The organism is Ferruginibacter sp. (assembly GCF_049840995.1).
Classification (GTDB): Bacteria; Bacteroidota; Bacteroidia; order Chitinophagales; family Chitinophagaceae; genus Ferruginibacter.
This window is the reverse complement of the sequence record NZ_JASGIP010000007.1, coordinates 255,038-270,589: the sequence shown is the minus strand read 5'-3', so window position 1 is coordinate 270,589 and position 15,552 is coordinate 255,038. Positions and strand designations below refer to the sequence as shown.

The following is a 15,552-nucleotide window of genomic DNA, read 5'->3' as shown; positions in this document are numbered from 1 at the left end:
TTAGCTTTAAAACAGGCAACATTTTTTATAAAGCAGTTTTATTGTAAAACATTTTTACCCGGTGCAAATTTGGGTTGCCATACCGTGTATTGTTTTAATGCTTTTTGCGGTTCATAGGTATACCAGCTGTAGCCATCCCTTCTCTCCCTGTCCACTTCTGCCAATGAATACACCACTTTACTATCGCGGTTGCAGAACACGGGGCGATGTGTTTTTAATTCATAATAGCGTGTCCAGATGGGCGCTGCAGCAGAATCATTCACCACTCTTCTGTCAGTACGGGAAATGCGGAAAGGCGTTACCATTTCCGGCGCTGCAAAAGTTTCCACCCTTATACCGGTGATCTTCGATTCATTGAACCATGCCACTGCATTTTGTACGGCTTCTATTATTTCGGGTGAAGGTTTTTTAATGCTCATTAAAAAGAGCACCAGCTGTACGCTTTCTGCATTGCAGATGCTTGGTGGTTCAAACTTGCGGGCCCAGGCGGGTTGCAGGGTTATTTCATCGTGCTGCTGGCACCAGGCGGTAGGTTTGCCATTATCATTGATCTGTGTTTTCAAAATGCAGTCCAGCCCCTTGTCATAAGCCTGCTGCAATTGCTTTTTCAGCTTTGCATCCACAAAACTATATACGGGGTCGCCTTCGGTAATATCTTTTAACAGCAGTATGATGCCACCAAAAGCATCGTCATTATACGTGATATGCCTGCTGTAATTGCCCTTTGCTTCCAGCGGAAAATATTGCGGCCATCCACCATTGCTGTATTGCGCCTGTATTATAAAAGCCAGCCCTTTCAAAGCGGCATCCTTGTATTTATCTTCTTTAAAATAACTGTATGCCTTGGCCAGGTAAGCTATCTGCGAATAAGTGGTGCGGTTATCAAAAGTAGTGTTCAGTATGGGTTTTGCCATTACCAGGCTGTCTTTCTGATCGGGTGTAAGTATGGCCTGCATATCATAGTTCTTGGGCCAGCCCCCATTGTCTTTCTGGTACAATAAAATATTGTCGGCAATAGGCGCCACATCGGTAGTGGTATAGCGTGGGTGCCCCGGCCTGGGGAAAATGACTGTGCCCTTATCGGGTATGGCATACCAGTGATTGGACGCATCACTGAAAATACCCAGGTCAATAGCAGGTTTTTCCACCTGTGCCTGTAAAGAACCAGCTGTAACCAGTGTTACAAACGAAAAAAGGATATAGCGCTTCATACGTTAATTGTGTATTGTAAATATAAGTACACGGCCTTAACCGGCATAAATATGGGCGACGGTTAACATTTTATTTATAAACAGCAGGAGCAATCAGGCCATTATCCCTGCTTTTTATAGCATCCCGCCGTTGTAACCGATTTTTTTTGTAGTACAGTTTAAAGAAATTACCCGAGTACTACAAGAAGTTTCTATTTATGTACTTTCTTTACAGTATATAATCCATTATAATCTAATAAATACACTTGAATCTTAAACTGCTGCGATGATCAAACCAAAGTTAACCCTGCTGCTGCTGGCGTCCTGTGCCTGTGCCGCAGCTCAAACAAAACTAACCGTCGAGAAAATAATGCGCAACCCCAACTGGATCGGCACTTCGCCCGATGACCTGCACTGGGGCAACGATGGTCAAACACTGTATTTTACCTGGAACCCCGATAAAGCCCCCTCCGACTCTCTTTACTACATCACACTTAAAAATAAGGTACCCGCCAAAGCCAGCCTGCAGGAAGTGCAGAATTTCAACAGCACCGGTACTTATGTGTACAATAACCTGCGCACGGCCTATATATTTACAAAGGATGGAGATATTTTTTATACAGACAGTAAAACGGGCAAGACAAAACGCATTACGCAAACGGTGGATTTTGAAAGCAATCCCCAGTTCTCTTTCAACGAAACAAGGATCGTATACAACCGCAACCAGAATTTATATGCCTGGGATATTGTAACCGGCGAAACTTTGCAGTTGACCAATGTAAAAACTGCCGATGCAGCCACAGCACCCACCAATACTTTTACCAGGGGTGGCGGCGCCGGTGCTGCCAATGCGGGCAGAGGCGGCGGTGGTGGTAACCCCAACGGCAACCTGCAGGAAGACTGGTTGAAGAACGACCAGCTGAAATATTTTGAAGTATTGCGTTCCCGCAAGGAAGACCGGGAAAAAGGCGAAGCTTATAACAAGCAATTGCCCAAACCCAAAGAATTAAGGGCCATCAGTATTGAGGATAAGAACCTACAGGGCATCGCTATCAGTCCCGATGGGCGTTTTATCAACTACCGCTTATCCAAAGCAGCTGCTAATAACAAGACGACCATTGTACCGAATTATGTAACGGAATCCGGTTTTACCACCGATATACCCGGCCGCAGCAAAGTGGGTGCGGCACAAACTACTTTTGAATTTTTTATTTACGACCGCCTCCGGGATACAGTGATCGCCATCAAAACAGATTCCATACCCGGCATTAAAGACCTGCCGGATTACGTGAAGGACTACCCGAAACAAATGGAAGAACGCACCAGGAAGGCTTCAAACCGCCCCGTCATTGTTTCCTCCTTTGTATGGTCGCCTATGGGCAGCAACGCTGTGGCCGAGATCCGTTCCAGGGATTATAAAGACCGCTGGCTGATGTTGTGGGATACCGCTTCGGGAAAAATGAAACTGCTGGACAGGCAGCGGGATGAGGCCTGGATCTGGCGGGCCCGGCATTGATTTTGGCCGCAACATTGGCTGGATAGATGAACAGACACTCTGGTACCAGTCGGAAACAACAGGCTATTCGCATTTGTACACCATCAATGTAAATACCGGCGAAAAAAAGGCATTGACATCCGGCAAATACGAAGTGCAGCAGGTGCAGCTAAGCAGGGATAAAAAATATTTTTACATCATCACCAACGAAGTGCATCCGGGTGAGCAGCAATTTTATCGTCTATCCATTGCCGATAGAAAGCAGGAACGCATCACTACCATGACAGGTGCCAACCAGGTAACCATTTCTCCCGATGAAAAATACCTGGGCATACTCTACTCTTACAGCAATAAACCCTGGGAATTATACCTGCAGGAAAACAAGCCCGGCAGCAAGGCAGAACAGATCACCAATAAAGCACAATCGGATGAATTTAAAACCTATGCCTGGCGGGAGCCGGAAGTGATCAGCTTTACAGCAGCGGATGGTGCGCAGGTGTATGCAAGGATCTATAAACCCACTACACCGCACCCCAATAAACCGGCGGTATTGTTTGTACATGGCGCCGGTTATCTGCAGAATGCACATAAATGGTGGAGCAGTTATTACAAAGAGTACATGTTCAATAATATGCTGGCAGATAATGGCTATTATGTAATGGATATTGATTATCGCGGCAGCGCCGGCTATGGCCGCGACTGGCGTACTGCTATTTACAGGAACATGGGTGGCAAAGACCTGGATGATAATGTAGATGCAGTGAATTATTTAGTGAAGAATTATGGCGTGGATCCTAAACACGTAGGATTATACGGTGGTTCTTATGGAGGTTTCATTACCCTGATGGCGATGTTCAAAAAACCAGACGTATTCAGCGCAGGCGCGGCTTTAAGGCCGGTTACCGACTGGGCAAATTACAATCATGGTTATACGGCCGAAATTCTCAACGAACCTTATAATGATAGCCTGGCTTACCACAGAAGTTCACCTTTTTATTATGCAGAAGGATTAAAAGGCAACCTGCTGATCTGCCACGGTATGCTGGATGTGAATGTTCATTTCCAGGATGCAGTGAAACTAACACAACGCCTGATAGAACTGGGAAAAGATAACTGGGAACTGGCGCCTTACCCCATGGAAGATCATGGTTTTGTAGAGCCCAGCAGCTGGACCGATGAATACAAGCGGATATTCAAATTATTCGAAACAACACTCAAAAAATAGTGAATAATTTACTAATGAATAATGGATAATTAAGTGCAGTTTGCGACACTAAAAAATTATCCATTATTCATTTGATCATTATCAATTAATATTTGGCTGGTTCACCTTTTTTATTCAACGAATTGGCAATAAATTCTCTCAGTTGTTCATTGGCCGTAGCAAGATCTTCTTTACGCAGGTACATCATGTGGCCGCTGCGGAAACCTTTCCAGCTCATACGGTTCTTTAATTTACCACCGGGGTCCATCTGCCACATATTGTACTTGGCATTGAAATAATCGCAGGCGCCATCATAATAACCCGACTGCACCAGCAAATGCAGGTAAGGGTTCTGGGCCATTGCCTGGCGCAGGTTCTCGCCGGTATGGTCATTGTTCCTGTCCCACGGAAATACAGAACCAAACATATTATACTTCAGGTCGGTCTTATAATTCAGCTCTTCCCTTAAATAAATATTGATAGCCGGTGTAAAGGAATGCAGCCAGGAGGTTAATTCCGCATTATAATCCGGTCCTTCACCCGCATCCTGTTTATCAATACCCTTGTAGCGGGAATCGAGGCGGCCAACCGTATATCCTTTATCACGCAATAATTCTTTCCAGAAAAAATCGGTGGGGATATTGAGGTTGTGCTGCAATATAACGGTCTCGGATAGCCCGGAATAGCGGGCCATTTTTCCGGCGATCTGTTTCTTCTCTGCATCGCTCAGCATATTACCTTTTGAAATGGCAGGCACCAACTGGTTGATCGTAAAATCTTCCACTTCGGGCAGCACAGCAGTAAGGTCTTTCTGTTGCAGATCGGCGGGCAATGCTTTATGGTACCAGGCAGTAGCGGCATAATAAGGCCATATCAATGCCTCGTCCAGCGGGCCATCCCGTTTGATCCCGAGATCCGTAGGAGAAACCAGTATCACGCCGTTCAGGTACATCCATTGTGCATCCTGCAGTTCCAGCGCCAGCCCCGAAACACGGGTGGTGCCATAGCTTTCGCCGATCAGGTATTTGGGAGAAGCCCAGCGGTTCTTGCGGGTAACAAAAGTGTTCAGCCATTCGGCCAGGTACTTGATATCTGCATTCACGCCAAAAAATTTATTGGTCGGTATATCCTTGCTCACCGTTCTTGAAAAACCGGTATTCACCGGGTCGATATACACAATATCCGCCACATCCAAAATAGAATTGGCATTATCGTGTAGCCCATAGGGTTGTACAGGATAACCTTCATCATCTACATTTAAAATACGGGGACCGGTGTATCCTATTTCCATCCATACAGAAGGCGTACCGGGACCGCCGTTGAAAGATATGACCAGTGGCCTGGAATTGCGGTCTTTTACATCCGATCTTTCGTAATAAGTATAAAACACACCGGCAATGGGTTTACCATCCTCATCCCATACAGGAATGGTGCCGGCAGTGGCAGTATATGGCACCAGTTGGCCTTTAATGGTAATTTGATTTTTGCTGGTGATAGAAGAATCCACTCTCACCATGCGGTTCATCACCGGGGTCTTGGGCTCGTCTGGAGCAGGTTTTTGTGCGCTGGCTGAAATAAAAGCTGTTAAAGCAGCAATACTTAACAAAGTTCTTTTCATAACAATAAAAGTTTTGATAAACAGCTATGAAAATAGTTAAATAATGATAATGCTGCCGGAATTTTATTTCTGCGGTATAGGCACTGTTCCTGTTCCTACACTATCAAGAAAATCTCCCGCATCGGCAGATATCTCCGAATCGCCAGAATTAAGTATTGCTTGTTCCGCATCAAAACAATTAAAAATAGATGCCGCAATTTTTTCCCTGAACGCTATATCCTGTTGGAGTTTTACATTTCTTTCAACCTCTTTTTGTTCAAATAAACGGTAAGCAAATTCTGTATTAAAGTCGTTTTGTTTATTTACTGTATAATTGCTTAGTGCAGCCCGCAATGCTTCATCACTAACTGGTGATAAGTTAAGCACATATTCTTTAGGTTGAAGATCTTCCTGCTTAACAAAATATGCCTGCGTACCTTTGTAAGCCAGTACAATGCCATCATACTTAAATAAGGAATTGAGCGGTCTTTTAAAACTATCCCCATTCTGTGGTATTCTTTCAAAACTGCTCAGGCTGTCGGGTATTAAATAAACCAGCACACGATCGTATTGTTTTACATTGTCTATTTTAATATTTACCTCGTTGTAGGTTAACGTTGCAGTTTTGCCGGTACCGGGATCTTTATAAGCCATACTTTCCCGGTTTTCTGTAGCTACCGTTACATAAAAGTCAAGGTTTTTCCATCCCGTTGTACTGATGGTTACATTGTAATAATTTGCAGCAGGTATCCTGGGTGTGTCATTATAATTAATGCCCAACTGCCGGTAAGCATTTGCGAGGTTGATCTGCAGTTCTTCCGTAAAATTTTGGTTCTCCCTTATAAAATCCTTTACGGATTGCTGGTATCTTTTTACATTGGCAATATTCTGCAGGCTGTCCAGTGCATGCTGGTAATTGGCCCATGTTTTAGCTGCGGCTTCTTTATAGGCGGTATATTTTTTTTCAAAATAAGCACTTAGCTCCTGTTGCATACCCGACGCTATCATCACACCCCCATCTCTTCTCTTGTAAAACTCCATGAATTTTGTTTTCATTGCACCATTCATAGATTCCATATTCCGGAAAGCTGCTACACAAATAGAATCAGAATAATAGAGCGGTTTATTAAGATTTTCAAAATAAACACGCAGGAACTCGTCCGTACAAAGTGTATGCATATACCTTAATCTTTCCTCAAATTCTTTAGTAGCAAGAATGGTATTATTGAATTTTCTATCCCAGATGGCGCCAATCTTAGCAGGATCTATCTGGTAGGGAGACTCATGGGAAGTCATATCAGCTGAATCTGTAGCCTGCTGATCTTGCTGGTTTTGCTGATCGCCATCTTCTTTATAGTTGGCGTACATGGCACCATTTTCCTTTATGCTCCTTTCTACTGGTATATTTTCATTGTACTCATTCATTACAAATCTTCGTCCATGCGGATACCCACTAAAAGAATAATACAAACTATCCGTATACTGCTTGTTTTTATAATCTTTTCCCAATCCTTTTAAGGTAGGGATATACCTTGGCGGATAAAAATCCAGCGAGGTGATATCATAAGTACGCAAACCATTATCAATGGGTTTAGGATTTACCCAATTGATAACGCCATTACTATCTTCCACGCCATCAAATAACTGCATATTGGGATTTAACTCCCCTGCCGCCGGTACACTTACCGAAATATCTTTTGCAAGCGATACTGCTTTACCATCGGCAATGCCATTGATGTAGAACATACCGCCGGTCTGCAGCAGGTTGCCATTGCTGATGGTGGAAAGTCCATTCTGTATAATATCATAAGCATTCAATGCCGTTTTGATCTCCAGCTGCACCGTATTGCTGGCAGTATTAAAAGCATGCGCAGGAATGGCGAATACCACACCGTCCTTTGTTTCAATGATCGTATCAGCCGCAGCATTTACACTGAAGAACTCACTATTTTTTGATCTTTCAATTACTCCTTCCCCGCTTTTTGCATGTGGAAAGATGCTGTCTTTAAAAGTATACAAAGCAATCGCTGCGGCGGCAACGCCCACTATCAATCCCCATTTTATCAGTTTGCCTTTCCATATTTTCCTGCTGATGGCTTTGCCGAATTCCGTTTTTATACCGGCATTCATGGCGGCCTGGTGCAGTTGTTGCTGTATGCGCATTTCTTCCTGCAGGTTTTTATCAGTTGCCAGTTGCTGCTCAAAAGCTGTTCTTTCCACAGCAGTCATTTCGTTTTGCAGGTATCTTTCTATCAGTATGGTATTGTTATTCATGCCCGCCGTTTTTTAAAAGTGTTACATAATTGTCCTTTGCTTTTTGCAGGCAACGGTATTTCTGGTTCTTGGCCGTTCTTTCATCACTAAAAGCCAGCTGTGCTGCGATCTCCTTAAAGCTTTTCTTTTTAAAATAGAACAGCATCAGCAGGTCTTTGCATTTTTCTCCCAGCAGGTTAAAAGCTGCTGTGGCGGCAACAAAGCCGGGTTCTTCACTGTTTTCTTCCAAAGCAATGTCGGGGATGTTCTCAGTTACGGGCAACTTATTTCTGCGCCGCAGTTCCTGCAGCCAGCAGTTCTTTACTACTGCCATCAAATAAGTTTTCAAGGGTACGGAGAGAACGAGGTTGCCGTCCTGTATCTTTTTATAGAGTATCACCAGTGCATCCTGGAAGATATCCTGTGCATCATCGGCACTGCCGTTATTGGCTTTAATGTATTGCTTTACTGCCGGCAGTATATGGTACAGGCCTTTTACAGCCAGCGAATACCTGTTGTTGCGCAGGTGCAGTATAATATCGTTATCGGTCATTGTAGGGTGTTATACTCTTTAATGTCGTTTTTTGCAAAAGGTCATCAAAAAAATTTAAAAAAATAAATTTGCGTAGCTAAATGACTTCATATATATTTGTAGTCAAATAGCTACATAATGAATTTAGAAGAGATGTTTTCCAGGCCATTGCCGATCCTACCCGCAGGGCCATATTGATGCTGCTGGCATCGCAATCATTAACAGCAGGCGCCATTGCTGCCAATTTTGATACGGCGAGGCCTACGGTATCCAAGCACCTGCAGATATTGACCGAATGCGAATTATTAAAACAGGAACAGAATGGCCGTGAAATGTATTACCATTTAAACCCTCAAAAAATGAAAGCAATAGCCGATTTTATAGAACCTTTCCGCCTGATGTGGGAAGAACGCTTTAATAAACTGGAAAGCATTATGAAACAATACAAACACAAAAAATAATTATCATGGAATTGAAAACACAAATACATGCCAAAGATGGTGAACAGGAATTGCACATCACCCGTCAATTCGATCTGCCGGTGGAACTCATATTCAAAGCTTATGTAGAGGCAGACATTGTAGCGCAATGGATGGGTACCAATGTGATAAAACTGGAAGCTAAGCGGCACGGTAGTTATCAATTGGAGACCACCGATCCCAAAGGCAACAAACACAGGTTCAGCGGCACCATTCACGATTGCACACCACAACAAAAGATCATCCGCACTTTTGAAATGGAGGGCACGCCCTTTGGTGTACAGCTGGAGATCTATACGTTTGAAGCACTATCCGAAAGCACCAGCAAGCTCAGTATGCACGTAATATACGAATCAGTTGCACTGCGGGACCAGGTGCTGCAGTTGCCCTTTAAACAAGGCATTAATATGGCGCATAACCGCATTGAGGAATTACTGCGTAAACAGAAATAACTATAGGTAAACAGCTGCATTCACTTTAATATAGAATTACTAAAGTTGAGTTTACAGTAGTACAAAAGCCCCATCAGGGAACCATCCCGAAAAAGGGATGTAATCTTTTTCGGGCGGCTTTTTTGGTTACTTTTTTTCCGCAAAAAAAGTAACAAGAATCAAATCGAAAGACTTTGCAAATACAAAATAGCGCTTGCCAAAAATTTTATAAATATAACAGTTATGAATAAACGAAACAAGATCATTTACTGGATCGCCACCATCTGGCTCTCCTTGGGCATGGTATCCACCGGCGTGGTACAATTACTGAAAGTAAAAGACGAAGCAGCACTCTTCAGCCACCTGGGTTACCCCTCCTATCTTTTAACCATTATCGGCGCCTGGAAGATAGCCGGCGTTATTGCAGTGCTGCTGCCCAAAATGCCGGTGCTGAAAGAATGGGCCTATGCAGGATTTTTCTTTACCATGACGGGTGCTGTATTTTCACATGCTGCTGTTGGAGATGCAGCCAAAGAATTCTTCGGCCCGGTACTGCTGATCGTACTTACGCTGTTGTCCTGGTATTTCAGGCCTGCCAACCGAAAAACAATTTCACTAACTTCGGTAAAAGCTTGATATGAATCCAAAAGTTGATTTCTTTTTTGAAAAAGATGATAAATGGCAGGCGGCATTTAAACAGCTGCGCAAAATAGCACTCAGTTGCGGACTGGAAGAAGTACTGAAATGGGGCCAGCCCTGCTATACGTATAACAATACTAATATTGTGCTGATACATGGCTTTAAAGAATACTGTGCCTACTTATTCTTTAAAGGTGCTTTACTGCAGGATGCCAAGGGGGTATTGATACAGCAGACAGAAAATGTGCAGGCGGCAAGACAAATAAGATTTACCGACGCAAAGGAAATAACCAAACTGCAAAGCACCCTTAAAGCCTACATTTACGAAGCCATTGAAGTGGAAAAAGCGGGCCTGAAAGTCACTTTAAAAAAGACGAAGGAATTCGCCATGCCCGAAGAGTTTGCACAGCAATTGAAAAAGAATAAAGCGCTGAAAAAAGCTTTTGAAGCCCTCACCCCCGGTCGTCAAAGGGCCTACCTGCTGCATTTTGGTGCTGCCAAACAAACGGCCACCCGTCAGTCGAGAATTGAAAAATACACCCAACAGATACTGCAGGGAAAGGGGCTGAATGATTAGTATCTTGCTTTAAAATATAAAACCGGTATATGAAAAAAGCTGCACTATTGCCCTTGGTGATCACTGCATCATTCCTTTCGGGCTTTGCCTTTAAAGCCCTTATTACAAAAAATAATAACGATACAGGGTACACTAAAAAAGTGACCGGCATTGGTGGTATCTTCTTTAAATGTAAAGATCCCGGTAAAATGAGGGAATGGTATCAAACCAACCTGGGCCTGCAGACCAATAAATACGGCAGCGTGTTTGAATGGTACCAGGGCGCCGACAGTACCAAAAAAGGCTTTACACAATGGAGCCCTTTTAAAGAAACGACCACTTATTTTGCTCCTTCCACCAAAGATTTTATGATCAACTACCGGGTGCAGGACCTTACTGCACTGGTAGCCGAATTGAAAAAGAATGGCGTTACCATTACTGATACGATCGAGACCTACGACTACGGCAAGTTTGTACACATCATGGATATAGAAGGCAATAAAATAGAATTATGGCAACCCAATGATAAAGTGTATGAACAAATGGGTATACAAATGGGCGCCACCACCACTAAATAAGCTATATGAAAAATAATAAAACGCTCTCCCCTGCTGTTGCGCAGGAACTGCTAAATATTTTAAAGACCCGCTTCGAAAAAAATAAACAACGGCATAAAGGCATGGACTGGGCCAAAGTGTTGGCAAGGCTGCAGGCTAATGCCGCTAAACTCTGGTCGCTGAACGAAATGGAAATGACCGGTGGTGAACCCGATGTAGTGGATATGGATAAAAAGACCGGTGAATATATTTTTTACGACTGCGCTGCAGAGAGCCCCAAGGGCCGCAGGAGCATTTGTTATGATCATGAGGCACTGGCTTCGAGAAAGGAACATAAACCAGCAGGCAGCGCCGTAAATATGGCTGCCGAAATGGGTATTGAATTATTAAATGAAGAAGCATACCGCCAACTACAGCAATTGGGCGCTTTTGATCTTAAAACATCCAGCTGGATAATGACCACCCCTGCTGTAAGAAAACTGGGCGGCGCCCTTTTCTGCGACCGTCGGTATGATACCGTTTTCCTGTACCACAATGGTGCAGAGTCGTATTATGCCGCCCGGGGCTTCCGCGGATCATTGAAAGTATAAGGAAGGTTTTATTTGTAGCCATACAAAACCTACTTTTGCGGCAATGGAACAACAGACCTTACAAAATATACTCGCTGCGTTAAAGATAGACGAGCTGAACGAAATGCAGCAGGCTTCGCTTGAAGCCAATACAACCCACGGGGATATTATTTTACTATCCAAGACCGGTTCGGGCAAGACGCTGGCTTTTTTATTGCCCCTGCTGGAACTGCTGGACAAAGACAGCAAAACGGTGCAGGCCATGATCATTGTGCCCAGCCGCGAACTGGCCATGCAGATAGATGATGTGTTCCGTAAAATGCAGACCGGTTTTAAAGTTACCCTTTGTTATGGCGGTCATAAAAGGGAAATTGAAGAGACCAACCTGGTGCAGGCGCCTGCCCTCATCATTGGTACTCCCGGCCGTATTGCTGACCATATCCGCCGCAATAATTTTGCTGTGGAGGGCATTACCACATTGATACTGGATGAATTTGACAAATCGCTGGAACTGGGTTTCCAGGAAGAGATGGAGTTTATTATCGGTTCGCTAAAAAATATCAACAAAAGAATATTAACATCTGCTACCGAAGCAGTTATTGTACCTGATTTTATTGGGTTACAGGAGCCGCAAAGGTTGAATTATACGCATTTGGTGAATGAAGAATCAGCCGGCCTGGAGATCAAAACCGTGCTGTCGCCGGAAAAAGACAAGGCGGATACACTCTTCCAGCTCATCTGCTTTTTGGGTAACCGTTCCACCATTGTGTTCTGCAATCACCGCGATGCAGTGGAAAGAACCAGCGGCCTGCTGGCCGAGAAAGGCATTGTAAATGTGTTCTACCATGGTGGTATGGAACAACAGGAACGCGACAGTGCTTTGTGCAAATTCCGCAACGGCACTTCCAGCATTTTAGTTACCACCGACCTCGCAGCCCGTGGCCTGGATATCCCGAATATCCGTAACATCATTCATTACCACCTGCCACCGGCGGAAGACAGTTTTACGCACCGCAACGGCCGTACCGCCCGCATGGATGCCAGCGGCACCGCCTACGTAATACATAGTGCCGACGAAACCCTGCCCGATTACATTACTGCCAATGCCAGCGTGCAGGAATTGAACGGCAATTATCCCCTGCCTGAAAAACCCAAATGGAGTACTTTATTCATCGCTGCCGGTAAAAAAGATAAAGTGAATAAGGTGGATATTGTAGGTTTCCTTTCGCAAAAAGGCCAGCTTAAAAAAGAAGATATCGGCCTGATAGAAGTAAAGGATTTCTTTTCTTTTGTAGCAATTAAAAAGATCAAGGTAAGCGAAACGCTGCGTTTTATTAAAAATGAAAAGATCAAAAATAAGAAGGTGAAGATCGATATAGCGAAATGATGATCAATAAGGTGGTTGGTCGGAGGCGCAACCACGGGAGTGGCAACTATGGAACACATAATGATGAAAAGTTCAACTTCAAAATAATGATCCTGATGACCATTAAAAGAACCTTATTCATTGTCAGCATTGCGTTCAGCCTGCTCTCCTGCGGGGCTTATGTGAGTAATATAGCTTCGGGAAGTCTCTCCAAAACAACCCGGTACAAAATGTACAATTATGCCAGCAGCTGCTGTGGCTGCAAAGCTGAGTATTTCAATATCTACAATTCCACCGGCGAAATAAAAGAACAGGTGGTTTATACCTATAATTGCTATAGCCACGGCATGCCCACCAAGTTCGTTTTTAATTATGATGAATATGGCAGGCTGATCTACTGCAGCAAACTGGTGGCCACAACCGAAGATGATTTTGAAGAACCTTTGAATGAAAGCGAAAGAACGCTTTTGGATGAGATCAATAAAACCAAAGTGCTTACGATCCAGGATAAGATCGTCCGCTATTCAGCAATAAAAGGATTCAGGAAACCAAGGAGCCAGGAGATCACCCACGAATTCCCGCTTGCAAAGAAAAGCTTCGGTGTGCCTGTAAAATAACCTGGCGCCAGTCTTTCCAGCCTAAGGCTGGAGCGACTGGCGTCTATTAATTCCAACGGTTTATAACCGCGGCATAACCTGGTTATTTATTAAGCCCCACTGTTGTCATTACTACTCTTTTTTCAAAGCCGCAATATCCTTTGCCAGTTGCTCCGTTTCCAGCTGCAAAGTGCCGTTATAAATACCACGAATGCGTTTGCTTTTATCGATCAAAAGAATATGTTCCGTATGCAAAAATTCGCTGCTGTCCTTACTAAACCCCAGGTCTTCTTCTGCAAAGTAAGAAGTGCGGGCCAGTTTATAAATATCTCCCTTGCTGCCCGTCAGTAAATGCCAGTTACCGGTACTGATCTCATTGTTTTCGGCATAGGCTTTCAGTTTTTCCACCGAATCACGCCAAGGCGTAACCGAAAACGAAAGGAATACAACAGAAGGATCATTTTTATACTGGTCGTAGGTGGTTTTAAGATTGCTCATCATTTTAGGGCAAATGCTGCCACAGGCCGTAAAGAAAAAGTTCGCTATGTGTATCTTCCCTTCCACATCCTGTTGAGTAATAGTTTTATCATTTTGATCGATGCAGGAAAAGTTGGCAATGGTATGTGGCACAGAATCTTTTGCAGCAGCAACGCTGATGAAATGCGGGGTAAAATCGGGTGTGTTGTAATAAGGTAATACCGCAGCATTTTGCCTGCTACAGCCCAACAACAATAACAGGCTGCTACTTATTAAAAATACTATCCGATACATTGATGCAGTTTTTAGTACCCAGCAATCCAAAACGCCTGCCATTGATGACCACGTAATTGGAATGTATTTTACCGTTGTTATAAAATAGTTTTTGCGGACCATTCTCGTACCCTGCTTTGTAATTGCTTTCTTTCACCAGCTGTCCTGTTTCGTTCCATTCGCTGCACGTGCCTTCGTATTCATCATTGCTGAAATTATAGAGCAGCTTTTTATTGCCATTGGGCCACCATGCCGTATACTCACCCGTTTTACTACCGTTTGTAAATGTCCGTATCTCCTGCAGCTGATTGCCGGGGTACCTTTTTTGCCAGGTACCGTCTTCCCTGCCCTGATTAAAATGCATGATCGCAGCTGTATCGTTGTTTGGGAAAAGCGTGTATACGGTACCGGTATACAAACTGTCTTTTAAATACAGTATCCCATTATCGGCGTGTAAGCCGGGGGTATTTTCATTGATGCTCCTGGCGGAGCTGTACCCAGGTGCTGGTTTACCGGTATGCTTGCAACCGGTAAACAGCATTGTGAGTAATAGTATAGAGATACTACTTTGAAACCGTGCCTGGTGTGCCATAATATCCACTGCCGTTTATATAAGGGTCAGTGCTGGTAATATGATAATGATAAATACCATTGGGATAATCTGCTGTTACAGCAGTATGCCCATGGTAAGCATCTAACATTGCGTTGGTAATGGTGCTGCCATTTTCTTCAGGGCCATATACAGGGAATCCATCCAGCAAAAAGCCCAGTAAAGAAGATTTGGTGGCTTTTACGGTGGTAAGATACAGCGGCTCTACATGGTAATGATATTCGCTGGTGGGCGAAGGATGGCCCCAGTATTTATCAAAGCTCACCACTTCGTTGGTAAGTGGCTGATTGGGCCCTGCATACTGGTTAAAGAAAGGAACCCCATTGAGCGAAACTCCGATCGCACCGAGTGCTGTAGCAGAATGCGTACTGGCTACAGTGGGATTTGCCGGTATCTTGAAAGTATAATTCTGCGTGGCAATGGAATTGGGGTTCTTATTAAATGTATTGCCGCCAAAAGTGGTACCGCTGAAAGCTTCGTACAAACTGTTGCTGGTGGGATAATATACACTTTTATGATCGGGTGTACCGGTTGTTTTAATAGTGATATAGGTACCATCCGAAGTAATACTGGTGGCGCCATATATTTTTTTATATACATCGGGTACAGTTGCAGTACCGCCTGATCCTCCTGATGCATCATCACTCGATGATTTTTTGCAGGAGATGGTGGATAATGCAAGTGCAAAGCACAAAATTGTGAGCGGCATTCTTTTCATATACTTATCT

Annotated in this window: 16 protein-coding genes and 1 pseudogene; 10 read left to right on the top strand and 7 right to left on the bottom strand. The window is 43.9% G+C overall.

What is annotated here, in order from left to right:
• Nucleotides 1-38 precede the first annotated feature (38 nt).
• Nucleotides 39-1,211 (bottom strand): pectate lyase, encoded by a 1,173-nt coding sequence (pelA, locus tag QM738_RS19620; protein ID WP_462278444.1) that lies wholly within the window; start codon nt 1,209-1,211, stop codon nt 39-41.
• A gap of 265 nt (nt 1,212-1,476) precedes the next feature.
• Here pelA and QM738_RS19615 point away from each other — a divergent pair, with 265 nt between their 5' ends.
• Together QM738_RS19615 and QM738_RS19610 are read left to right on the top strand one after the other, a co-directional pair.
• Nucleotides 1,477-2,706, top strand: a complete 1,230-nt coding sequence (locus tag QM738_RS19615) for a TolB family protein (protein ID WP_462278443.1) — start codon at nt 1,477-1,479, stop codon at nt 2,704-2,706.
• The gene (locus QM738_RS19610) at nt 2,675-3,910 is read left to right on the top strand and encodes a S9 family peptidase (RefSeq protein WP_462278442.1); all 1,236 of its coding nucleotides are present in this window, start codon (nt 2,675-2,677) and stop codon (nt 3,908-3,910) included. Before QM738_RS19615 ends, QM738_RS19610 begins: the two co-directional genes overlap by 32 nt.
• Before the next feature lie 85 nt (nt 3,911-3,995).
• Here the strand turns inward: QM738_RS19610 and QM738_RS19605 are convergent, their stop codons facing one another.
• The 3 genes from QM738_RS19605 to QM738_RS19595 form a co-directional block, all read right to left on the bottom strand.
• Nucleotides 3,996-5,507, bottom strand: coding sequence for a S10 family peptidase (locus tag QM738_RS19605; protein ID WP_462278441.1), 1,512 nt, complete (start codon nt 5,505-5,507; stop codon nt 3,996-3,998).
• Nucleotides 5,508-5,570: 63 nt separating this feature from the next.
• Nucleotides 5,571-7,760, bottom strand: a complete 2,190-nt coding sequence (locus QM738_RS19600) for a hypothetical protein (RefSeq protein WP_462278440.1) — start codon at nt 7,758-7,760, stop codon at nt 5,571-5,573.
• Nucleotides 7,753-8,292: an RNA polymerase sigma factor gene (locus QM738_RS19595; RefSeq protein WP_462278439.1), complete on the bottom strand. Its 540-nt coding sequence runs from the start codon at nt 8,290-8,292 to the stop codon at nt 7,753-7,755. Before QM738_RS19595 ends, QM738_RS19600 begins: the two co-directional genes overlap by 8 nt.
• A gap of 125 nt (nt 8,293-8,417) precedes the next feature.
• On the opposite strand from QM738_RS19595, the pseudogene QM738_RS19590 reads away from it, so the two are divergent.
• From QM738_RS19590 to QM738_RS19555, 8 genes and pseudogenes are all read left to right on the top strand, one after another.
• Nucleotides 8,418-8,732, top strand: a pseudogene (locus QM738_RS19590) (ArsR/SmtB family transcription factor); the annotation flags it as partial.
• A 5-nt stretch (nt 8,733-8,737) separates the two neighbouring features.
• Nucleotides 8,738-9,202: an SRPBCC domain-containing protein gene (locus QM738_RS19585; RefSeq protein ID WP_462278438.1), complete on the top strand. Its 465-nt coding sequence runs from the start codon at nt 8,738-8,740 to the stop codon at nt 9,200-9,202.
• Between the two features lie 222 nt (nt 9,203-9,424).
• A complete protein-coding gene (locus QM738_RS19580) occupies nt 9,425-9,817 on the top strand; it encodes a DoxX family protein (protein WP_462278437.1) in 393 nt (130 codons plus the stop codon).
• A 1-nt stretch (nt 9,818) separates the two neighbouring features.
• On the top strand, nt 9,819-10,397 hold the full coding sequence (locus QM738_RS19575) for a YdeI/OmpD-associated family protein (RefSeq protein ID WP_462278436.1): 579 nt from the start codon (nt 9,819-9,821) through the stop codon (nt 10,395-10,397).
• A 29-nt stretch (nt 10,398-10,426) separates the two neighbouring features.
• Nucleotides 10,427-10,954 (top strand): VOC family protein, encoded by a 528-nt coding sequence (locus tag QM738_RS19570; RefSeq protein WP_462278435.1) that lies wholly within the window; start codon nt 10,427-10,429, stop codon nt 10,952-10,954.
• A gap of 5 nt (nt 10,955-10,959) precedes the next feature.
• Nucleotides 10,960-11,523: a DUF4256 domain-containing protein gene (locus tag QM738_RS19565; protein ID WP_462278434.1), complete on the top strand. Its 564-nt coding sequence runs from the start codon at nt 10,960-10,962 to the stop codon at nt 11,521-11,523.
• Between the two features lie 43 nt (nt 11,524-11,566).
• A complete protein-coding gene (locus tag QM738_RS19560; protein WP_462278433.1) occupies nt 11,567-12,889 on the top strand; it encodes a DEAD/DEAH box helicase in 1,323 nt (440 codons plus the stop codon).
• A complete protein-coding gene (locus QM738_RS19555) occupies nt 12,886-13,485 on the top strand; it encodes a hypothetical protein (RefSeq protein ID WP_462278432.1) in 600 nt (199 codons plus the stop codon). The genes QM738_RS19560 and QM738_RS19555 overlap by 4 nt, the downstream gene beginning before the upstream one ends.
• Nucleotides 13,486-13,596: 111 nt before the next feature.
• Here QM738_RS19555 and QM738_RS19550 read toward each other — a convergent pair whose 3' ends face one another.
• Genes QM738_RS19550 through QM738_RS19540 form a run of 3 tightly spaced genes read right to left on the bottom strand, consistent with a single transcriptional unit; the run spans nt 13,597 to nt 15,542 of the window.
• A complete protein-coding gene (locus QM738_RS19550; protein ID WP_462278431.1) occupies nt 13,597-14,235 on the bottom strand; it encodes an SCO family protein in 639 nt (212 codons plus the stop codon).
• Nucleotides 14,207-14,806 carry a toxin-antitoxin system YwqK family antitoxin gene (locus QM738_RS19545; RefSeq protein WP_462278430.1) on the bottom strand — a complete coding sequence of 200 codons (600 nt, stop codon included), beginning with the start codon at nt 14,804-14,806 and terminating at the stop codon, nt 14,207-14,209. Before QM738_RS19545 ends, QM738_RS19550 begins: the two co-directional genes overlap by 29 nt.
• Entirely contained in the window at nt 14,778-15,542 is a 765-nt protein-coding gene (locus tag QM738_RS19540; protein ID WP_462278429.1) for a YHYH protein, read from the bottom strand. The genes QM738_RS19545 and QM738_RS19540 overlap by 29 nt, the downstream gene beginning before the upstream one ends.
• Nucleotides 15,543-15,552: the final 10 nt, after the last annotated feature.